This window comes from Streptomyces sp. CA-179760, from assembly GCF_050937045.1.
In the GTDB taxonomy this organism is placed as follows: domain Bacteria; phylum Actinomycetota; class Actinomycetes; order Streptomycetales; family Streptomycetaceae; genus Streptomyces.
On the sequence record NZ_JBNJLZ010000001.1, the window covers coordinates 4,588,136 to 4,609,290 of the forward strand.

General features: G+C 70.6%; 14 protein-coding genes, 4 tRNA genes and 3 pseudogenes. 9 read left to right on the forward strand and 12 right to left on the reverse strand.

The features are described from left to right. Positions 1 to 105: 105 nt before the first annotated feature. Both ACQEV8_RS20595 and ACQEV8_RS20600 read left to right on the forward strand, forming a co-directional pair. Positions 106 to 747 (forward strand): GTP cyclohydrolase II, encoded by a 642-nt coding sequence (locus ACQEV8_RS20595; protein ID WP_432962295.1) that lies wholly within the window; start codon positions 106 to 108, stop codon positions 745 to 747. Positions 748 to 864: 117 nt separating this feature from the next. After that, positions 865 to 1,398: a MarR family winged helix-turn-helix transcriptional regulator gene (locus tag ACQEV8_RS20600; protein ID WP_432962297.1), complete on the forward strand. Its 534-nt coding sequence runs from the start codon at positions 865 to 867 to the stop codon at positions 1,396 to 1,398. Positions 1,399 to 1,416: 18 nt separating this feature from the next. Here the strand turns inward: ACQEV8_RS20600 and ACQEV8_RS20605 are convergent, their stop codons facing one another. The 5 genes from ACQEV8_RS20605 to ACQEV8_RS20625 form a co-directional block, all read right to left on the reverse strand. Next, positions 1,417 to 2,475, reverse strand: coding sequence for a SpoIIE family protein phosphatase (locus ACQEV8_RS20605; protein WP_432962299.1), 1,059 nt, complete (start codon positions 2,473 to 2,475; stop codon positions 1,417 to 1,419). Further along, positions 2,475 to 2,918 carry an anti-sigma regulatory factor gene (locus ACQEV8_RS20610; protein ID WP_432962301.1) on the reverse strand — a complete coding sequence of 148 codons (444 nt, stop codon included), beginning with the start codon at positions 2,916 to 2,918 and terminating at the stop codon, positions 2,475 to 2,477. Before ACQEV8_RS20610 ends, ACQEV8_RS20605 begins: the two co-directional genes overlap by 1 nt. Further along, positions 2,918 to 3,316, reverse strand: a complete 399-nt coding sequence (locus tag ACQEV8_RS20615) for an STAS domain-containing protein (protein ID WP_432962303.1) — start codon at positions 3,314 to 3,316, stop codon at positions 2,918 to 2,920. Before ACQEV8_RS20615 ends, ACQEV8_RS20610 begins: the two co-directional genes overlap by 1 nt. A gap of 17 nt (positions 3,317 to 3,333) precedes the next feature. Beyond that, positions 3,334 to 4,251 (reverse strand): STAS domain-containing protein, encoded by a 918-nt coding sequence (locus ACQEV8_RS20620; RefSeq protein ID WP_432962305.1) that lies wholly within the window; start codon positions 4,249 to 4,251, stop codon positions 3,334 to 3,336. Positions 4,252 to 4,391: 140 nt separating this feature from the next. Further along, on the reverse strand, positions 4,392 to 5,561 hold the full coding sequence (locus ACQEV8_RS20625) for a PP2C family protein-serine/threonine phosphatase (RefSeq protein WP_432972845.1): 1,170 nt from the start codon (positions 5,559 to 5,561) through the stop codon (positions 4,392 to 4,394). Between the two features lie 148 nt (positions 5,562 to 5,709). On the opposite strand from ACQEV8_RS20625, the gene ACQEV8_RS20630 reads away from it, so the two are divergent. Continuing rightward, the gene (locus ACQEV8_RS20630; RefSeq protein WP_432962307.1) at positions 5,710 to 6,222 is read left to right on the forward strand and encodes a MarR family transcriptional regulator; all 513 of its coding nucleotides are present in this window, start codon (positions 5,710 to 5,712) and stop codon (positions 6,220 to 6,222) included. 203 nt (positions 6,223 to 6,425) lie between these two features. After that, positions 6,426 to 7,285: pseudogene (locus ACQEV8_RS20635) on the forward strand (RNA polymerase sigma factor SigF). A 48-nt stretch (positions 7,286 to 7,333) separates the two neighbouring features. Here ACQEV8_RS20635 and ACQEV8_RS20640 read toward each other — a convergent pair. From ACQEV8_RS20640 to ACQEV8_RS20660, 5 genes and pseudogenes are all read right to left on the reverse strand, one after another. Continuing rightward, positions 7,334 to 10,501, reverse strand: a complete 3,168-nt coding sequence (locus tag ACQEV8_RS20640; RefSeq protein WP_432962309.1) for an RNA 2'-phosphotransferase — start codon at positions 10,499 to 10,501, stop codon at positions 7,334 to 7,336. A gap of 232 nt (positions 10,502 to 10,733) precedes the next feature. Next, positions 10,734 to 10,806 (reverse strand) — tRNA-Lys (locus tag ACQEV8_RS20645). A 154-nt stretch (positions 10,807 to 10,960) separates the two neighbouring features. Next, the gene (locus tag ACQEV8_RS20650; protein ID WP_432962311.1) at positions 10,961 to 13,093 is read right to left on the reverse strand and encodes a DEAD/DEAH box helicase; all 2,133 of its coding nucleotides are present in this window, start codon (positions 13,091 to 13,093) and stop codon (positions 10,961 to 10,963) included. Positions 13,094 to 13,421: 328 nt separating this feature from the next. Next, positions 13,422 to 13,955, reverse strand: coding sequence for a hypothetical protein (locus tag ACQEV8_RS20655; RefSeq protein ID WP_432962313.1), 534 nt, complete (start codon positions 13,953 to 13,955; stop codon positions 13,422 to 13,424). An 87-nt stretch (positions 13,956 to 14,042) separates the two neighbouring features. Next, positions 14,043 to 14,392 (reverse strand): annotated as a pseudogene (locus ACQEV8_RS20660) (metallopeptidase family protein). An 83-nt stretch (positions 14,393 to 14,475) separates the two neighbouring features. On the opposite strand from ACQEV8_RS20660, the gene ACQEV8_RS20665 reads away from it, so the two are divergent. The 4 genes from ACQEV8_RS20665 to ACQEV8_RS20680 all read left to right on the forward strand — a co-directional run bounded on the left by ACQEV8_RS20665 (position 14,476) and on the right by ACQEV8_RS20680 (position 16,422). Beyond that, entirely contained in the window at positions 14,476 to 16,059 is a 1,584-nt protein-coding gene (locus ACQEV8_RS20665; protein WP_432962315.1) for a metallophosphoesterase family protein, read from the forward strand. An 80-nt stretch (positions 16,060 to 16,139) separates the two neighbouring features. Then, positions 16,140 to 16,212, forward strand: a tRNA-Glu gene (locus ACQEV8_RS20670). 37 nt (positions 16,213 to 16,249) lie between these two features. Further along, positions 16,250 to 16,324 (forward strand) — tRNA-Asp (locus ACQEV8_RS20675). Between the two features lie 24 nt (positions 16,325 to 16,348). After that, positions 16,349 to 16,422 (forward strand) — tRNA-Phe (locus ACQEV8_RS20680). 108 nt (positions 16,423 to 16,530) lie between these two features. On the opposite strand, the gene ACQEV8_RS20685 is transcribed toward ACQEV8_RS20680, so the two are convergent. After that, positions 16,531 to 16,677: a hypothetical protein gene (locus ACQEV8_RS20685; protein ID WP_432962317.1), complete on the reverse strand. Its 147-nt coding sequence runs from the start codon at positions 16,675 to 16,677 to the stop codon at positions 16,531 to 16,533. A 153-nt stretch (positions 16,678 to 16,830) separates the two neighbouring features. Further along, a pseudogene (locus ACQEV8_RS20690) lies at positions 16,831 to 16,995 on the reverse strand (FAD-dependent monooxygenase); the annotation flags it as partial. A gap of 149 nt (positions 16,996 to 17,144) precedes the next feature. Here ACQEV8_RS20690 and hrpA point away from each other — a divergent pair. Next, positions 17,145 to 21,113 (forward strand): ATP-dependent RNA helicase HrpA, encoded by a 3,969-nt coding sequence (hrpA, locus tag ACQEV8_RS20695; RefSeq protein ID WP_432962319.1) that lies wholly within the window; start codon positions 17,145 to 17,147, stop codon positions 21,111 to 21,113. Positions 21,114 to 21,155 lie beyond the last annotated feature (42 nt).

The following is a 21,155-nucleotide window of genomic DNA, read 5'->3' on the forward strand; positions in this document are numbered from 1 at the left end:
TTGCTTCAAATTTAAAGCAAGGGTAGTGTTCCGGAGCGTGGAACTGCTTCAAATCTGAAGCAGACGGCTGTGCAGCCGAACAGGAACGGAACCCGGAGGCCCCGCATGCCCGACACCCCCGCCGCCCTCGCCACCCCGCGCTCCCGCGTCCGGGTACCGCTTCGCTTCCACGACGGCTACCAGGTCGACACCGAACTCGTCACCTTCCACGGACTGGCCGACCACCAGGAACACGTGGCCGTCGTCCTGGGCGAGCCCGGCCCGGTCCCGCTGGTGCGACTGCACTCAGAGTGCCTGACCGGGGACGTGTTCGGCTCGGCCCGCTGCGACTGCGGTCCGCAGCTGCGCGAGGCCGTCGAGCGCATAGCCGACCGCGGCGGCGTGCTCCTCTACCTCCGTCAGGAGGGCCGGGGCATCGGCCTCTACAACAAGCTCGACGCGTACGCCCTCCAGGACCAGGGCCTCGACACGTACGAGGCGAACGCGGCCCTGGGGCTGCCGGAGGACGCCCGCGACTACACGGCGGCGGCCCAGATGCTGACGGCCCTGGGCATCAGGGAGCTGGACCTGCTCTCCAACAACCCCGACAAGGCGGACCAGTTGCGCACCCTGGGCGTCGATGTGCGCGACCGCGTCCCCACGGGCGTCTTCACCACCGCGCACAACGTCCGCTACCTGCGCGCGAAAGTGCTGCAGACCCAGCACACGCTGCCGCTGGCCGCGCTGACGGAGCTCAGCGCGGGCTGAGCGGGGCCCGGCACGGCCGGGTGATGAACGAGGCTGCTTGCTCCTCGGCTCATCGGGTACAGCCTTTGCAAGGGAGCGATCTCCGCAGTACCCGGAGCTTATGGAAAGTGACGTTTCGTGACCGATCTCGGCGCCCCCGGCGACCCCAGGGCGAGGGGACCGGGCGACGGCCCGGAGGCCGTCGCGTCTCGGATCGCCGATGCCGTGGACAGTCTGACGGCCCTGTGGTCGGTCGCCGCGCAGGAGGCGTCCCTGCGTCTGTCCCCGCACCAGTTGCGGGCGCTGCGCGCGGTGGAGGCGGGGCCCGGACTGAACGTCACGGCCCTGGCGGACGAGATGGACATCGGCCTCCCCACGGCCAGCCGGCTCTGCGACCGGCTCGCGGCGGCCGGCCTGCTGGAACGGGCCCCGAATCCGGGGGCCCGCCGCGAGGTGCAGCTGTGGCTCACCTCGCACGGCCGGCATGTCCTCGGCGACGTCGCAGACCGCCGGGCCGAGGCCCTGGCCATGGCGCTGACGGCGATGGAACCGGCGGAACGGGTGGCTCTGAGCCGGGGGTTGCTGGGATTCCTGGCGGCACGGGACGGGGTAGCGCCGCACCCTGACGGAACGGGCGGAACCGACGGGGCGGGTGGAACCGACGGCCAGTGAGGGCGGCAGAAGGCGAGTTCAGGCCCCTGAACCGAGCCCACCACTCAGCACGGCCACACACGTGTCGTCCCGCACCGGCAGAGCCGCACTCCCCGCGTCCCGCAGCACCGCCACGGCCACCACCGCCGGGTCGCAGGAGAGGAGCACACCGTCGTCGGGCGGTGTCCAGCGGCCGGGCAGCCCGTCGCTGTGCAGGACGAGCAGGCTGTCCTCCTGCCAGGGAAAGCGCTGCACGGGCACGGACGCCGGAGCCTGCGCGCCCACGATGCCGGGGTGGGACAGCAACGGCTTCCAGATGCCGTCGGTGCGCAGCCGGCCGCCGACATTGCCGACCCCGGCGAAGCTCAACTGTCCCGATGTGAGGTCGAGTTGGGCCACGGAGACGGCCGCACCCCTGGTGGGCCGCAGGGTCCTGCCCAGGCGCCGCAGGATCTCGGCGGGCGGCAGATCGGCCACCGCGCGCAGTTCGGCCACGGCGGCGCCGGACGCCTCGGCTGCCTTGGGGCCGTGGCCGAGCCCGTCGGCGAGCAGCAGGGTCACGCGGTCGCCGCCGTACACCCGGCTCCACGCGTCGCCGGAGTGCTCGGCCCGGCCGAGGGGGACGTTGACGCCGCCCACGCGCGGGCCCGGCAGGGGCCGCGACCCCTGCGATCCCTTGGCGGCCCGCTCGTGACCGACGCGGGCCACGGCCACGGTGCCCCGCCCGGGGGCGCTGTGCAGGTCGAAGTCGTTCGCTATGCGCCGGCACGTGCCCAGGCCGGCGCCCAGGGAGGACGCGGTGGTGTAGCCGTCGCGCATCGCCGCCGCGATGTCCGGGATGCCCGGGCCGTGGTCGAGCGAGACGATCTGCACGGACGTCTCCGGGGTGCCGTCGCGGCCGGGCTCGACGAGGTTGATGAGGACGCGCCCGCCGTCCGCGTGCCGCAGCAGGTTGGTCGCCAGTTCCGTCGCCACGAGCGCGGCGGTCGCGGTACGGGGGCCGGGAAGCCCGGCACATGCGCTGGCCTCCTCGGCCGCCACCCGGACGTCCCGCACCCTGGTCGAGTCGTCCACCGGCACGTCCCACACCCTGCTCATCAGGCCCCCGGCCGGGACGGCGGGACGGCGGTGGCCCAGGCAGTGACGGTGACGGTGGTCCCCTCACCGGGCCTGCTCTCCACCTCGAACTCGTGGACCAGCCGCTTCGCCCCGCTCATGCCGAGACCGAGCCCGCCCCCGCTGGTGTAGCCGTCGGTCATCGCCTGCTCCAGATCACGGATGCCGGGCCCGGTGTCGACGAAGGCCAGCCGCAGTCCGCTCGACGACGCGACGCCCAGCGGTGTGATCTCCACATGCCCGCCCCCGCCGTGGACGAGGGTGTTGCGGGCCAGTTCGCTGGCCGCCGTGACGAGCTTGGTCTGCTGCACCAGCCCGAAGCCCAGCTCGGCGGCCGCCTGCCGGACCTGCTGCCGAACCCAGGCCAGATCGGCGTCCGAGCCGATCGGCAGGCTCGTCGGCACGGCATGGCGGGAGGCCTGCATCAGGGACTCCCCTCACTGTGAGGCTCACCGGCGGCGAGCAGCTCCATCGCGCGTTCGACGTCCAGGGCCGTACGCAGCCCCGGCAGAGTGAGCCCCAGTTCGACCAGGGTGATCGCCACCGCCGGGCGCATCCCGGCCAGTACCGTACGGGCGGCCAGCAGTCCGGCTCCGGCGGCGATCTCGGCGAGGACCCGCCCCAGGAAGGAGTCGACCATGTCGACGCCCGAGATGTCGATGACCACCCCGGTCACGCGCGTGTGCGCGATCCGGGCCGTGATGTCCTGCTGGAGCTGCTCGGCCATCCCGTCGTGCAGCTCTCCCTGGAGGGTGACCAGCAGGGTGTCGCCCAGCTGGAGGACCGGCACCGTGAAGGCGTGTCCCCCCGCGGGTCCGGGCACCCCCGGCCCGAACCCGGTCACCGCACGCCCGCGTCGGCCGCCGGGCCCACCGACCGGAGCGGCGCGATCTCGACGCCCTGCCGGCTGAGCGCGTAGGCCAGCGCGTCCTCCAGGCTCGAGCGGGTGAGCACCGTGCCGAGGTCGATGCCCAGGTGGACGATGGTCTGCGCGATCGCGGGCCGGATCCCGGAGACGATGCACTCGGCGCCCATCAGCCGGGCCGCCGCCACCGTCTTCATCAGGTGCTGGGCGACCAGCGAGTCGACCGTGGGGACACCGGTGATGTCGAGGATGGCGAACCGGGCCCGCTCGGCGACGATCGCGTCCAGCAGGCTCTCCATGACCACCTGGCTGCGCGCGCTGTCCAGTGTGCCGATCAGCGGCACGGCGACGGTGCTCTCCCAGAGCTTGATCACCGGGGTGGCCGCTTCGAGGAGCTGCTCGCGCTGCCGTGCGATCAGTTCCTCGCCCGCGCTGACCAGGGTCTCCATCACGACCATGCGCAGCGTGCCCATGAGCACGGTCAGGGCCAGCACGCTCTCCTGGGCCTCGGGGGCGTACGGGTCCGGGAACTCGGCGCGCAGCAGTTCGGTCACCGGTTCGCGCAGAGCGGCGACCTCGTCGGCGACGCCGTCCGGGTCCATCCCCGTACGGGCGCGGGAGGCCGCCATCCGGCCCAACTGGTCGCGCACCGGCTCGAATCCGGGCGCCCGGATGTCCTCCGTCCGACCGGTGGCCGCCACCGCCGCCAGCGCCGCGGCCACGGACCTGCCGGCCTCCACGGCCTCGTCCCGTGAGACGGTGAAGACCGTGCGGAACAGCGCGGCGTCCGCCCATCGTTGGGCGACCTGCTCCCGGCGCCGTTCGAGGAAGGCGCTCACCTGGTGATGGGCCGGCTCCTGTTCCGCGTTCCGTTCCGATTCCGACACTTGCATCGCTCCCTTGCACGGGCCGGCCCGAGGGCCGCGCTCCGGCACCTCAGCCGTTACTTGCCGTATGACAAACATTAGTGCCGCCGGTAGGCTTCACCAAACAACTGCCCGTCGTCGCCCCTGGCCTGCGCCTTCCCCGCCCGTCATCGACCACGCCAGTCCAGACACACCACGAGGGCGTCGTCGTCCGCGACCGGCCTGCCGCGATGGCCGCTCAGTTCGCGCAGGACGGCCCGGGGCACATCGGCGGCCGGGAGCAGCCGGGTCGACTGGATCGCCCGGGCCAGGGCGATGTCGCCGTACGCCTCTCCGCCCGGCGAGGCGACGCCGTACACCCCGTCACTGACGAAGACGAGCCGGTCGCCGGGCTCGGCCCCGAACTCCTGGGCCACATAGTCGGTCTCCTCGAACATGCCCAGCGGCAACTGCGCGTCGAAGTCGACCCGTTCCACCACACCCCGGCGCAGCCGCAGCAGTCGCGGGGACCCGGCGTCCACCGCCCTGACCCGCCCGGTGGCCAGATCGAAGTCGAGCATGAGCACGGACAGGTAGCAGCGGCCCCGGTAGTGCGCGTACACCGCCTGGTCGGCCAGGGCGGCCTGGTCGGCGAGAGGGAGACCGGCCCGGCGCGCGTTGCGCAGGGCGTTGATCGCCAGGTTCGTCAGCAGCGAGGCCTCGATGCCCTCGCCCATGCCGTTGGTGACGTAGAGGCTGAGCCGGTCGGCCGTGGCGGACCAGTCGAAGTTGTCGCCGAAGATCGCGTACGCCGGTTCCAGCTGGGCGCCGAGTTCGTACTCGGGGCGGGCGCAGGAGCGGCCCGGCAGCAGCTGCCACTGCATCTCGGCGGCCAGGGTGAGGCGGTCCCTGCGGCGTGCCTGGAGGTACAGGTCGGTGTCCCGCTCGGCGACGACGACCTCGTGCCCCAGCACCTGGGCGATCTCCGCCAGTTCGCCGAGGCAGCCGTCGGCGTGCTCGCCGCCCGGCAGGACGACGGTCAGTACGCCGAGCCGGTCGCCGCGCACGGTGACGGGCAGATGCGCCCGGACCTTGTCCACCCGGTCACCCGCGAGGGCCTCCACGAAGGCCTCCTGAGCCCCGAAGGCCCGGCCCGCCGGGCTGTTGTGCACGGACACCGGCTGGAGGGTGTGCGGCAGCACGGACACCGGCTGAAGCACCGTCAGCCCGTAGTCGGCCAGGAAAAGCTCGACGGAGTCCGCCGCGTACTGATCGGTCAGTACACGACGGACCGCGTCCAGCAGCTGATGGGGCGCCGCCGTGCGCAGGGCGCGCTCGGCGGCCACGAATCTGTTCACGATCGTCGTCACGATGGTCAGTCCTCAGGTCTTCACAGCACGGGCGGGACAGTCATGGCACGGGGCGGGAACAACGGCCCCGACCGGGGTCACCCCTGGCTCCCCGGGCGCCTAGTACGCTGACGGCCACCCCGGTGCCTGCGAGAGTGTGACTGTGACTTCCCTCCGACCCCGCCCTGAGCCAGCAGAGGTCGCACGTGTGACCTCCACGGCCGCGGAGTTGCTGGAAGTCCTCTGGGGCCGGGCCTCGACGGCACCCGCCTCCGCCTCCCAATTGCGCGTGCTGCTCATCCTCGAACACCACGAGGGCATCAACCTGCGCACGCTCGCCGACTCCCTGGCCTCCACACCGCCCTCGACGAGCCGGCTGTGCGACCGGCTGCAGGCGACCGGGTTCGTCGAGCGCGTGGTGAGCCCCGTGGACCGGCGCGAGGTGCGCCTGCGCCTCAGCGGCCGGGGCCGTACGTTCCTCGCCGATCTGCGCGTACGAAGGGAGCAGGCGCTGCGCGCGGTCCTCGACCAGATGCCGGCCGCCAAGCGCGTCGCGCTGCTGCAGGGCCTCGAGGCGTTCTGCGACGCGGCGGCGGCCCGGATACACGATGCCTCCGACGACGCCGACGACGACGGCGACTCCCGCTCGCCCGGCACCCGGACTGCCTGAACTCCTCCCCGCCATGCCGCCCCACCCTCCCGTCCCGTACGGTCACAGACTCTTGTGGGTACCCCGCACCGCCCCGACCTGCACCGACTGTGGCCAACGTCTCGATGGGGCATATGCGGGGCATGAGCCGGGCGACTGCGGGTAGCGGCGCTGGAGGTGGCCTGTCGGGGGACGGGAGCGGGCCGGGACTAGAGGGAGGGCCCGTGACGGCGACCAAGCGCATCGGCACGACGACGGATGCCGGTACCGAGACCAGTGAGGTGCTGCCCCGGATCGCCGAACCCCAGAAGCTCGCCCCGCAGGACGCGCGCGGACTGACCGGACAGTTCCTGGAGCGGCTCGCCGTACTGGAGGAGGGCACTCCCGAATACCAGTACGCGCGCAACACGCTCATCGAGATGAACATGTCCCTGGTGCGGTTCGCGGCCCGCCGGTTCCGCGGCGGCGGCCAGGCGATGGAGGACGTCGTCCAGGTCGGCATCATCGGGCTGATCAAGGCGATCGACCGCTTCGAGGTCTCCCGCGAGGTTCAGTTCACCAGCTTCGCGGTGCCCTACATCGTCGGCGAGATCAAGCGGTTCTTCCGTGACACGTCCTGGGCCGTGCACGTGCCGCGCCGCCTCCAGGAGGCCCGTACGGAACTCGCCAAGGCCACCGAGGAACTGGCCTCCCGCCTCGGCCGCGCTCCCCGGGTCGCCGAACTGGCCGCCCTGATGAACATGACCGAGGAGCAGGTCGTCGAGGCCCAGGTCGCGGCGAACGGCTACCTCTCCTCGTCCCTCGACGCGACGGTCGGCGGCGACGCGGACGAAAGCGACGCGACACTCTCGGAGTTCATCGGCGAGGAGGATCCGGCCCTCGAACTGGTCGAGGACTTCCACGCCCTCGCCCCCTGCTCGCCGAACTCGACGAACGCCAGCGCCTCATCCTCCACCTCCGCTTCGTGGAAGAACTCACCCAGGCCGACATCGGCGCGCGCCTCGGCATCTCCCAGATGCACGTCTCCCGACTGCTGTCCCGGACGGTGGCCCGACTGCGGACGGGGATGCTGACGACGGGCTGAGCCGCCCGGAGAGTCAGCGCACTGTCCCCGGCCCGGGTCCCGAGGCCGTCACCCATGAGTGGCGAACAGCCGGTGCAGCGGCACCACCCTGAGCGCCTCCGGCGGAACCTGGGCGACAAGCCACGTGTTGCCTCCCGCATGCCGGCACTGCAGGCCGGCAGGGTCAGGCACGCACAGCAGCACACAGGGACCGTGCCGCTTCCCGGCACTGAGGGCTGCGGCGCGGTCCGTCGTCAGGTGGACCCACTGCCGGGTCATCGGCCGTAGTCCCTCGCCCCGCTCGAAGACGTTACGGAGAGCGGCGCTGGGCGTGCAGTGGTAGAGCGGGGTCTCCGGCTGTCGGAGCTTGTACTCGATGGCCGCCGGTCGCGAGTGGCCATAGCGAGCCCGGATGGAACCTTCGCGGACCTCGAAGCGGGTCTCGGTGACCGCTCGCGCCACGCTGATCAGTTCGTCGGCGGAGACCCTGAGCTTGGGTTCCAGTGCCACCACCAGGGTGTCGACCGACACCCACCCCTGGTCATCGCGCGCGATCCCGGAATCGTGGCGAAGGTGATAGGCCAAGGTGCGGCTGATGCGGCGCCTTCGGCCGTCCTTGAGCTGGCGCAGCGGAGCGTCCCCCGGGGTGCCGCGCCGCTCCGCCCAGGCGTCACGCAGCCTGATCGCGACGTCGCGCATGGAATCGAGCCCGGGGCTGCTCAGGGGGTCATCGGCTGCGAGGTGCGAGCACAGCTCGTCCAGAAGTGCCTCGCCGTGCTCGCGGACGCCTTGTCCCCCCGTACGGTCACTCAGACAGCGCACCGCGCGGACCAGCAGGGAACCCCGATAAGCAGTCCACAGCTTCTCCACGTCGACGGCCAGGACACCCTGGCAGTGCGACAACGCCTCCAGGTACGCCATGACCACCTCACGGCGCAGGTCCCAACGGCCCACCGGAAGAGCCGGCACGTCGTCGGTCAGCTGGGCGAGTTCGTACCCCATGGGGCGCCAGTGCGACGCTTCCAGGTCGACCGCGATGATCCGGTCGGTGTCGGTCACCAGCCAGTTGAAGGCATGAGCATCCCGTCGGGGCTGTGGCGGCAGACCGGTGCCGTCGAGCAGCGCCCACCACTCTTCGAACAGCGCGTTGACCTCGCTGGGCGGCTCGTCGGGCAGGATCGCCCGCAGCCACATCCGTACCTCGTTGCGCACCTCCTTGCGTACGCCGGGGACCGGGGTCTGAGGTGTGTCGCAGGATCCGTGCACGTAGGCGAGGAACTTCGCCGCGCGTTTGAGCAGTTCGCAGGACGATTCCGGCTGGGTGGGCGACAGCCGCTCGGCGAGTACCGTGCCGTGTTCGAAGCGGCGTACGGAAATGATCTCTGTACCGACCGGGAACTGCTCCTCACCGTGCGGCAGGTCAGCGACCGAGATGGTGGTGATCAGATCGATGATCCCGAACTCGCCCTCGGCTTCCATGCGTTTCAGCGTTCGCTGCACCGCGGCCGACTTCTCGGTGTCCCGGTCGAAGCAGAGCCGCGTCGTCGGTTTGAAGACGAGCGTGGAGTTGGTGAAGCCGAGGTAGTCGTCGACGGTCACCACGTTGCTGCGGCCGCCGAGGTTCCGGCGTACGAGGTCGGGGCTGCTGATGGCCCGGTCGGCGGCCTCCTCGTAGAAATAGGCCGGGTTGCCGTCCGCGACCGCCTGGATCCATTTGTCGGCCTGTGCGATGTCGCCCAACCGGCCCCGCATGGCGCCTCGTTCGGCCTGGCTGACGGTCACTCCGCCCTTCTCGAGCTCCCGGCCGAGCCTGACGAGAGGAACGCAGGAGGTGGTGTTCGTCCCCGTTTCCCGGATCAGCCGGGTGATCCCCTCGATCCAGAACACTCGGTTGTCCCGCAACGCGGCCATGGCCAGCAGGTCGTCCGCGTAGCGGATCCGGCTGAGCTCGTCGGTCAGTGGTCCCGCCTTGACGATCGAGCCGTCCTGCAGGCCGAGCGCCGTGCGGAGCACCTTGTCCCGCTCCATCTCGCCGAGGTCCTCGAGCTGGACGTACGCCCTGAGGCAGTCGGACAGGAGGCGGCGATGCAGCGGTTCCGTGGAGGACGAGAAGCGGCTCTGCAGGTCGTGGACGAGCACAGCCGGCAGCTCCACCGCGGGATGGCCGGCCTCCGCGAACCGGCGCAGATGCTCGCCGAGTCCGAAGGGGTTGTTGAGCCGCCGCAGCCCGAGTCGTATCCGCGGGACCAGTACCGGGGCCCTGCGGGCGGCGCCGGCCACACACACCAGCAGCGCGTGCTGTACGGCCTCACCACCGCTCGGCTCCCTGGCGAGCCTGAGCGCATTCTCAGCCCGCGTCAGGTAGATGTCGAAATTGCCGTCCTTGCGTGTGCCGTCAGCCAGCCGCAGCCAGATCTCGGCCATGAGCAGGTGCCACGTGGTGCTGCGCGACTCGGTGAGGAACTCCTTGTCGGTAAGGACGGCCTGGCCCAGATGTTCCCGGTTCCCCGTGTGGTCGTGCAGCCGCAGGTAGCACTCCAGAAGGTAGGGGACCGCGTCAGCGGCAGGGTTCCCCTCGGCGATCGAGACCCGGAACTGCTCCGCCGACGCCTCCAGCTCAGCGACTCCGACCTGTTCGAACCGCGCCAGCATCACCGCTGCCTGCCCCAGCCGGCCGGAGAACTGGAGCTTGCTCCTGGCGTCGGTCAGCTCGCTGTCCCCGACCACGTGCTCCAGGTAGGTCCGGGCCAGGCGCAATGCCCGGCAGAAGACCACCGGGCGCCGCCAGTTGACGGACAGGGCGTGGTCCCACAGGGAGAGGGCCAGTCGCTGCCGAACCACATGAAGCGTCTTGTCGTACCGCATCCACGCAGGCATACCCGTCGCGGCGCAGGCCGCGAACCGGCACAGGTTGCCCTCGAAGACGAACGACTCAAGGACCAGCATGGACTGGTCACGGGCGTTCAGGACGTCCTTCCAGGCGGTGAAGACAAATCCTGGATCTCTGTCAGCGTCGAGAACCTCGTGCACCCAGGCCGCACCACGGTGCTGGATCCACTCGCTCATCAAATCGTCCAGGGACTCGCAACCGACCCAGCGCAGTAACTGGACGACCTCCGGGTAGTGCTGCTCCAGGAGGTCGGTCAGAACCTGCTTGGACGGCGCGGGCCCGACGGCGGCTGCCGGCTTGCGGCTCGGGAGGGTTCTCCTCTCCGGACCGGACACCCGCCTGGCCATGTCCAATGGAGTGACTCTGTTGTGCACGGCGCCCCCGTCGTTCACGCACCAGCCGCACTCGGCCCCGGCTTGGAAGCCCCCCAGCCAGGGAATGCGAGTGTAGCGTCCGTCACAGCGGACGGAGGGTGAACCGACCCGGCTCACCCATGCTTCCCCGGTAGCCATGGGATCGGCGTCGCAAACCCAAGCAGCGCCCGAGCCGACCGAAGCCGACTCAGGCGCTGCGCTGCGGTAGGCCCTGTGGGACTCGAACCCACAACCAATGGATTAAAAGTCCACTGCTCTGCCAATTGAGCTAAGGGCCCAGGTGATGTTGCCCCCACGAGCATAGCCGGACGACGGCGAGTCTCCGATCGGGTATCGGCTCGTGACGGTCACACACCACCGTACGGGACGGAAAGCGAAGCGCCGTGGTCCGCCCTCAGGGGCGGGGGCCACGGCGCTCCACGCGGTTATGCGTCAGCTGTTGCGCTTCCAGCGCGGCTTGTCCTCGCGGCGGCCGAAGGAGCCGCCGCCGCGGTGGTCGTCACGACGGCCGTTCGGGCGGTCGTGACCGCCGGAGCGGTAACCCGGACGGTCGTCACGGCGGTCCCGGTTGAAGGGACGGTCGCTGCCGCGGTGCCCGCCACGCTCGTCGCGGCGAAAGCCCGGACGGTCGTCCCGGCGGTCACGGTTGAAGCCGCCGCGGTCGTCACGACGCTCGAACGAACGGCCACCACGGTCGCCACCGCGGTCACGGTCGAAGGAACGCCCGCCGCGGTCACCACCACGGTCACGGTCGCGGTCACGGTTGAAGCCGCCGCGGTCGTCACGACGCTCGAACGAACGGCCACCACGGTCGCCACCGCGGTCACGGTCGAAGGAACGGCCACCGCGGTCACCACCACGGTCACGGTCGCGGTCACGGTTGAAGCCACCGCGGTCGTCACGACGCTCGAACGAACGGCCACCACGGTCGCCACCGCGGTCACGGTCGAAGGAACGCCCGCCGCGGTCACCACCACGGTCACGGTCGAAGGACCGGTCCCGGTCGGAGTAGCGGTCACGCCCGCCGCGCTCGTCGCGCCGCTCCCGGCTCTCGTACGACGGGGAGGACTCCGTACGCTCCGTACGCTCGATGTCCTGCGCGGTCGGCTGCTCCGGCACCGACACCTCGGCGACGGCCGGGGCGTCCGCGGTCTCGCCGGCCACCACGGCCGGGGGCTCCTCGCCCCGCTCACGAGCGACCCGCGCGTGCAGCCGGTCGGACTCCTCACGCAGCTCGGTCGCACGCCGCTGCGCCCGCTCCAGCTCCTTGGTGAGCTGGGCGACCTCACGCTCGGCCTGCTGCGCGGAGTTGCCCACGGACTCGGCCTGGACCTCGGTCATCGACCGGGCGCCGGTGATCTCGGCGACCTCCGGGTCGAAGGCCGCGCCGCCCTGGATGATGTGGCGCCCGGCGTCGACGCCGGCGTCCTCCATCAGCCGGAAGATCTGACGCCGCTGGTGCGGCAGCGAGAGGGAGACGACGGTGCCCGTGCGGCCGGCACGCGCCGTACGGCCGGCCCGGTGCAGGTAGTCCTTGTGGTCCCCGGCCGGGTCCACGTTCAGCACCAGGTCGATGCCGTCGACGTGGATGCCGCGGGCGGCGACGTCGGTCGCGACGAGCGCGTTGACGTAGCCCTTCTTGAAGTCCTCGAGCACGCGGGTACGCGCGCCCTGCGTCATACCGCCGTGCAGCGCGTCGGCCTTCACACCGGAATCGCAGAGCTGCTCGGCGATACGGTCGGCGCCCAGCTGGGTGCGGACGAAGATGATCGTGCGGCCCTTGCGGGCGGCGATCGCGGCGGTGACCGGCGCCTTGTCCTTGGGCTTCACGATGAGGATGTGGTGCGACATGGTCGTGACGTTGCCCTGGGCGCTGTCGACCTCGTGCGTCACCGGGTCGGTCAGGTAGCGCTTGACCAGCGTGGAGATCTCGTTCTCCATCGTGGCCGAGAAGAGCATGCGCTGGCCGCCCGCCGGAACCTGGTCGAGCAGCTCGGTGACCTCGGGCAGGAAGCCCAGGTCGGACATCTGGTCGGCCTCGTCGAGAACGGCGATCTGCACGTTCTCCAGCGAGCAGGCGCCGCGGTTGATGATGTCGCGCAGCCGGCCCGGGGTGGCGACCAGGATGTCTACGCCCCGCTCCAGGGCGTAGATCTGGTTGCCCATCGACGTACCGCCGCAGACGACCTTCATCTTCAGCCCCATGACGTCGCCGTAGGGCTGGAGCGCGTCTGCGACCTGCATGGCGAGCTCACGCGTCGGCGTGAGGATGACGGCGCGCGGCTTGTGCTTCTCGGTGCGGCCGCCGGCGAGCGTCGCCAGGGTCGGCAGACCGAAGGAGAGGGTCTTGCCGGAGCCGGTGCGGCCACGGCCGAGGATGTCCTTGCCGGCCAGGGCGTCCGGAATGGTCGCGGCCTGGATGGGGAAGGGGGTGGTCACGCCGTTCTGTGCGAGCTTGCGCACGACGCCCTCGGGCAGGCCGAGGTCGGCGAAGGTCACTTCGGGGGTGGTGTCGGCTGCCTCGTTCTCGGGCACGACGACGTGATCAGTACTGGCGATGGACATGCGAATGCGAAACCTTCCGGAGTCTCGATCGGCACGCGCCCGTCAACTCCGTGATTCGCGATTCGCAATACGACCGCCTCAATGCGGTCCACCACGGCAAGGGAGAGTACGCGCCACACGACGCGCACTCTGCGGTGGCGCCGGGCAAAGAATGGGATCAAACGATCTGCCACCATACGCACTCCGGGCCCCGCAAGGCAAACCGGACTCCGTAGGAGACAGCAGGGACGCTCTCTGAAGGCCAGTGGCCCGGAGAACCTCCCGTCGGCTGTCAACCGACCACCCCCACAGTATGTTCCCGCCGCGACGAGGCTCACAGCGGGGGCTACTACGCCGGCGCCCCCGCCTCCGGAGCCGGCTCCCGCTGCTCCAGTTGCGGCCCCGGCGGCTCGTGCGCCGACGACGACGGCTCCGGGGTCGGCTCCGGCGATGCCGTCGGCTCGGGCGGTGTCGGCGTGGGCTCCGGTTCGGCCGTCCGGGTGGGAGTGGGTGGCGCCGGCGGCTTCGGCGTCGGCCGGTCGGGCTTCCCCGGCCTGCCGCCTCCCGGTGCGGGCGCGCTCACCGCGGCGGACGGCGACGCCTCGGGAGACGCCGACTCCCCGGGCTTGCCGCGCTCGCCCTTCCGGCCCTTCTTCCCCTTGCCGCGCCCGTGCTTGCCGTCGGCCGCCGCCGCACCGGCCCCGGCGCCGCCACCCGACACGGCCGCCCCGCCGCCGCTCCCCTCCCCGCCGCGCTGCCCCGCGGAGTGCGACGGCTTGGCACTCCCGCCCGCGCCGTCGGCGCCGACGCTCATGCAGCCGGCGGCAGCGGCGACGGCCACGACCGTGGCGGCCAGGCGGACGGGTACGTACAAGGGGCGCACGGGGCCACCTCCGGGAAGGGTGATGGAGTCAACACCTCCAACTCCCGCCGCCCACAAGAGGACACGCGCCGCGCGTTCACATCACGCTCAGCCGTAGCCCAGGGCGTGAAGGCGCTCGTCGTCGATGCCGAAGTGGTGTGCGATCTCGTGCACCACGGTGACCTCCGTCTCCGCGACGACGTCCTCCCGCGACTCGCACATCCGCAGCGTCGGGTTCCGGTAGATCGTGATCCGGTCCGGCAGCACACCGGCGTACCACTCCCCCGGTCGGTCAGCGGAGTCCCCTCGTACAGCCCGAGCAGCTCGGGATCGTCCGCCGGCGGTTCGTCCTCGACGAACACCGCGACGTTGTCCATCAGTCGCGTCAACTCCGGCGGGATCCGGTCGAGCGCCTCGGCGACCAGTTCCTCGAACTCCTCGCGCGTCATCTCCAGCACAGGCCCATTGTCAGCCAAGACCCGGCCGTACGAGAGCCATCCGGCGTCGCATATCCGGCCCGGGACTTGGGCATACGGGATCAATGGCCCGCGTCCCCGCCGCAGTCCTGAGTGTCCTGAACCCGATCCGCAAGCCCCCGCGCGCCCTGGCCCGCCGCTATCGCTCCCGCCAGGCGCCCACCACGATCGAGCTCGTACGGCAGCCGCACCCGTGGGCCCGCGCGGCCGGACTCGTGGCCGTCGTCCTTTTCGGCGCATGGCTGGGTCTGCTGGTCGTGGGCAACGTCCGGGTCCCGGTCGGCCCGATGAACACCACCATGACCCTGCGGCCCTCCTTCACCGGTGGCACCAAGATCAACATCTCACCGTTGGGCGCCCTGGCGCTGGACAGCCACCACGCCCCGGTCCGCCTGGACGTGAACGTCGACCAGCTCGACCCGGATCGCTCCCAGGCCCTGGTCGACCACCCCGAACGCCTCTCCGGCCTCCAGGACGAGGTCACCGAGGACGTCGGCCGCGGCACCCTGGACCTGGCCGTCCGCTCGAGCGTCGCCGTCGTCGCCGGCGCCACCGCCCTCGGCCTCGCGGTCTACCGCCGCCCCCGCCGCGCCCTGGCCGCCGGCGGCCTCGCCCTCACCCTCCTCGCCGCCTCGGGCGGCACGGCCTACGCCACCTGGCGCCCCGACTCCGTCCTGGAACCCAAGTTCTCCGGCCTGCTCACCTCGGCCCCGTCCCTGGTCGGCAACGCGCGCAGCATCGTCACCGAATTCGACGTCTACCAGAAGGAATTGGCCCGCCTGGTCACCAACGTGACCAAGCTCTACGACGCCACCTCGACGCTCCCGGCCTACGCGCCCGACCCCTCCACGCTCCGGGTCCTGCACGTCTCGGACATCCACCTCAACCCGGCGAGCTGGAAGATCATCGCCTCGCTCGTGGAGCAGTACAAGGTGGACGTGATCGTCGACTCGGGCGACACGATGGACCACGGCACGGCCGCCGAGAACGGCTTCCTGGACCCCATCGAGGACCTCGGGGCCCCCTATGTCTGGGTCCGCGGCAACCACGACTCGATGCTCACCCAGCGCTATATGGAGGACCTGAAGAACGTCCACGTCCTGGACGACGGCCGGGCGACGACGATCAAGGGCCTGCGTTTCGCGGGCATCGGCGATCCGCAGTACACCCCCGACCGCTCCAAGCAGATCGGCGCCGCCCAGTCACAGGAGCTGGCGGGCGCCCGGCTGGCAACGGCCCTGCGCGATCAGCGGGCGGCCGGCACCCCGGTGGACGTCGCCGTCGCCCACGAACCGGCGGCGGTCCGCGAGGTCGACGGCGAGGTCCCCCTGGCACTGGCCGGCCATCTGCACCACGACGAGACGGAGGTCCTGAAGTACGGCACCCGGCTCCGCATCGAGGGCTCCACCGGCGGCAGCGGCCTGCGCGCCATCGAGGGCAAGCACCCGGACCCCATCGAGGCGTCGATCCTCTACTTCGACCGGGACACCCGCCACCTCCAGGCCTGGGACGAGATCGAGCTGGGCGGCCTCGGCCTCACGACAGCCGAGGTCAGCCGCCACCTGCCGGAGGAGAACCAGCCAGGCGCGGACCCGTCACCGAGCTCCCCGAGCACCCCCACGGAGGGCACTCCGTCCGCCTCCCCCTAAACCGTTTTGGCGATAGGTCCCGGCATCCCATATGCTTCTCACGTCCCCGACGCGCTGAGAAGCGCGCAGGCGGGCCGATAGCCCTCATCGTCTAGCGGCCTAGGACGCCGCCCTTTCAAGGCGGTAGCACGGGTTCGAATCCCGTTGGGGGCACGCACCACCCTGTGCGACACTGTCGTACGACACGCTTGGTCCTGTGGAGCAGTTTGGAGTGCTCGCCACCCTGTCAAGGTGGAGGCCGCGGGTTCAAATCCCGTCAGGACCGCTGAGGTTTCACGTGAAACCTCGTGGCTGGGTAGCTCAGTTGGTACGAGCGTCCGCCTGAAAAGCGGAAGGTCGCCGGTTCGACCCCGGCCCCAGCCACCGCAGCCCGTTCAGGGTATGAGCCCCTCTCCATCGTCAGTGGAGAGGGGCTCTGTCGTGTCGTGGTTCATGTCGATGCCACGCCCTGCCGAGGCCCGAGCCAGCCCGTCACCTCGGGGAACACCGGCTGACGATGCCGGTGCGGGGGTGGGTGCCGGAGGAGGCCGGGTGGAAGATGGCGATACCCGTCGCCTTGGCCGCCAGACGGTCGGCGACCGGAGGGATGGCGGCGGCGCCGCGCGCGAGCAGGTTCATGGCGGTTACTCAGCACGGGCGAATGGATCAGCGCCAGCCGCATCTAAGCAGCACGCCGAGTGTGAGCCGTGCCGTCGGGCCGGCGCACGGTCACGCTCAAGTCGTCGGCGTCCTGCTCGGCCCCGGTGACGTCCGCGCCGGCCACCACCTCGGCAGTTCGAGCGTCCGGGCATGGACCGCGAAGGCACGGGTCAGCCGCGACCTCTCGGTGCGGCACTCGAGCACGGTGACTGAGACGCCCGCCGCGGCGAGGTCTCCCGCGAGCATCAGACCGGTGGGACCCGCACCCACGATCAGGACTTCGGTGGCTTCGGACATGGGACGGGAGGCCCTCCTCGTGAGCGGCTGCCGTACCACCTCACCGCCATGCAATCGCCGCCCGAACGAGAAACGGTCAAACCTCACTCCGTGCCAGGGGACAAAACCGTTCGCCACGGATTTCCCGGGGATGAGATCCTGGATCCCGTATGTCTACGCACCCCGCCCCCGCCCTCGGCGCCCTCGCCCCCCGCCTGACCGAGCTGTCCCTGCGCGACGCGCACCGGCTCGGCCGCAGGCTCGAAGGTGCGCGCAAGATCCGTAAGCCGGAGGCCCAGGCCGCTGTGCTCGCCGAGATCGAGGCGGAGGTCGCCAGGGCCGAGGAGCGCATGGCCGCGCGGCGCGCCCGCGTGCCCGGGGTCACGTACCCCGAGCAGCTGCCGGTCAGCCAGAAGAAGGACGCGATCGCCGACGCCATCCGCGACCACCAGGTCGTGATCATCGCCGGTGAGACCGGTTCCGGGAAGACCACGCAGATCCCGAAGATCTGCATGGAGCTCGGGCGAGGCGTCCGCGGCATGATCGGGCACACACAGCCCCGTCGTATCGCCGCCCGCACCGTCGCCGAGCGCGTGGCGGAGGAGCTCGACACCCCGCTCGGCGAGGCCGTCGGCTGGAAGGTCCGTTTCACCGACCAGGTCGACCCGGAGGCCACCTTCGTCAAGCTGATGACGGACGGCATCCTGCTCGCCGAGATCCAGACGGACCGCGAGCTGCGCGCCTACGACACGATCATCATCGACGAGGCCCACGAGCGGTCTCTCAACATCGACTTCCTGCTGGGCTACCTCGCCCAGCTGCTGCCGAAGCGGCCCGACCTCAAGGTCGTCATCACCTCGGCCACCATCGACCCCGAGCGTTTCTCCCGGCACTTCGGCGACGCCCCGATCGTCGAGGTCAGCGGCCGTACGTACCCGGTGGAGGTGCGCTACCGGCCGCTCCTCGAAGAGGACTCCGACGACGCCGACCGCGACCAGATCACCGCGATCACCGATGCCGTGGAAGAGCTCCAGAAGGAGGGCAAGGGCGACATCCTCGTCTTCCTCTCCGGCGAGCGGGAGATCCGGGACACCGCCGACGCGCTCACAAAGAAGCAGTACAGATTCACCGAGATCCTGCCCCTCTACGCCCGGCTGTCGCACGCCGAGCAGCACCGCGTCTTCCAGCCGCACACCGGACGCAGGATCGTTCTGGCGACCAACGTCGCCGAGACCTCCCTCACCGTCCCGGGCATCAAGTACGTCATCGACCCGGGCTTCGCGCGGATCTCCCGCTACAGCCACCGCACCAAGGTCCAGCGCCTGCCCATCGAGCCGGTCTCCCAGGCCAGCGCCAACCAGCGCAAGGGCCGCTGCGGCCGTACGTCCGACGGCATCTGCATCCGCCTCTACGGCGAGGACGACTTCGAGGCCCGCCCGGAGTTCACGGACGCGGAGATCCTCCGTACGAACCTCGCCTCCGTCATCCTGCAGATGACCGCGGCCGGCCTGGGCGACATCGAGAAGTTCCCCTTCATCGACCCGCCGGACCACCGCAACATCCGTGACGGCGTGCAGCTCCTCCAGGAGCTCGGCGCCTTCGACCCGGCCCAGAAGGACCTCCGCAAGCGGCTCACGCAGACCGGCCGCAAGCTCGCCCAGCTGCCGGTCGACCCGCGGCTGGCCCGCATGGTGCTGGAAGCCGACCGGAACGGCTGTGTCCGCGAGGTCATGGTCATAGCCGCCGCGCTGTCCATCCAGGATCCGCGCGAGCGCCCCGCCGACAAACAGGCGCAGGCCGACCAGCAGCACGCCCGTTTCAAGGACGAGACCAGCGACTTCCTGGCCTACCTCAACCTCTGGCGCTACGTCCGCGAGCAGCAGAAGGAGCGGGGTTCGTCCTCCTTCCGCCGGATGTGCAAGCAGGAGTACCTCAACTTCCTTCGCATCCGCGAATGGCAGGACATCTACAGCCAGTTGCGCACGGTCGCGAAGCAGATGGGCATCCACCTCAACGAGGACGACGCCCCGGACGACCGCATCCACGTCTCCCTCCTCGCGGGCCTGCTCTCCCACGTCGGCATGAAGGACGTGAAGGAGGCCGGCGGCGAGGGCGGGAGAAGCACGGGGAAGAACGAGTACCTGGGCGCCCGCAACGCCAAGTTCGCCGTCTTCCCCGGCTCGGCCCTCTTCAAGAAGCCCCCGCGCTTCGTCATGTCCGCCGAACTCGTCGAGACGTCCCGCCTCTGGGCCCGCGTCAACGCGAAGATCGAGCCCGAGTGGGTCGAGCCCCTCGCCGCCCACCTCCTCAAGCGCACGTACAGCGAGCCGCACTGGGAGAAGGACCAGGCCGCGGTGATGGCGTACGAGAAGGTCACGCTGTACGGCGTGCCGATCGTGGCGCAGCGGAAGGTCAACTACGGCCGGATCGACCCGGAGGTCAGCCGCGAGCTGTTCATCCGGAACGCGCTCGTCGAAGGCGACTGGCGCACGCACCACAAGTTCTTCTCGGACAACCGCCGGCTCCTCACCGAGGTGGAGGAGCTGGAGCACCGGGCCCGGCGCCGGGACATCCTGGTCGACGACGAGACGCTGTTCGACTTCTACGACCAGAAGATCCCCGAACACGTCGTCTCCGGCGCCCACTTCGACTCCTGGTGGAAGCGCAAGCGGCACGAGCAGCCCGACTTCCTCGACTTCGAGCGCGAGATGCTCATCAACGAGAAGGCGGGCGAGGTCAGCAAGGCCGACTACCCGGACTCCTGGCGCCAGGGGAACCTCAAGTTCCGTGTGACGTACCAGTTCGAGCCGGGCGCGGACGCCGACGGCGTGACCGTCCACATCCCGCTCCAGGTCCTCAACCAGGTCACTGACGAGGGCTTCGACTGGCAGATCCCGGGCCTGCGGGAAGAGGTCGTCGTGGAGCTCATCCGGTCCCTGCCCAAGCCGATCCGCCGCCACTACGTCCCCGCGCCGAACTACGCGAAGGCCTTCCTGGACAGCGCTGTCCCGCTCCAAGAGCCCCTCACGACGACGATGACCCGCGAACTGCGGCGCAAGGTCGGCGTCCCGTTCGAGGCGGACGACTTCGACTGGTCCAAGGTCCCCGACCACCTCAAGGTCACGTTCCGGATCGTCGACGAGCGGCGTCGCAAGCTCGCGGAGGACAAGGACCTGGAGGCGCTGAAGCTGCGGCTGCGGCCTAAGGCCCGCGAGGCCATCTCCCAGGCCGCGGCGGCCACCGCCGAGCGCCAGGGCGGCGAGTCCCTGGAGCGCGAGGGCCTCACCGACTGGACGATCGGCTCGCTCACCCGCGTCTTCGAGACGCGGCGGGCGGGCCAGCCGGTGAAGGCGTACCCGGCGCTGGTCGACGACGGCGACACGGTCTCCGTACGCCTCTTCGACACGGAGGCGGAGCAGGCCCAGGCCATGTGGAAGGGCACGCGCCGCCTGATCCTGCGCAACATCCCGGTGAACCCGGCGAAGTTCGCCTCCGAGAAGCTGACGAACGCGCAGAAGCTGGCGCTGTCGGCGAATCCGCACGGCTCCATCCAGGCCCTGTTCGACGACTGCGCGATGGCGGCGGCCGACAAGCTGATCGGGGACTTCGGCGGGCCGGCGTGGGACGAGGAGTCCTACCGGAAGCTGTACGACAAGGTCCGCGCGGAGATCGTCGACACGACGGTCCGTACGGTGGGCCAGGTGCAGCAGGTCCTGGCCGCCTGGCAGGCCTGTGAGCGTCGTCTGAAGGGCGTACGCAGCCCCGCGCTGCTGCCGAACCTCCAGGACGTGCGGGGGCAGCTGGACGCCCTGGTGAAGCCCGGTTTCGTGACGGAGGCGGGGCTGCGGCGCCAGCCGGACCTGATGCGCTATCTGGTGGCGGCGGACCGGCGGCTGCAGCAGATGCCGGCGAACGTCCAGCGGGACACGACGCGGATGCAGAAGGTCCACGAGATGCGGGACGAGTACACCTGGCTGCTGGAGCAGCTGCCGCAAGGCCGGCCGGTCCCCTCGTCGGTCCTGGACATCCGCTGGATGATCGAGGAGCTCCGGGTCAGCTACTTCGCCCACGCGCTGGGGACGGCGTACCCCGTCTCCGACAAGCGGATCGTCAAGGCGATCGACGCGGAAGTCCCGTAATTGCCCGTGCGCGTTGGGTGAGTTCGCGCACGGCCCCACCCC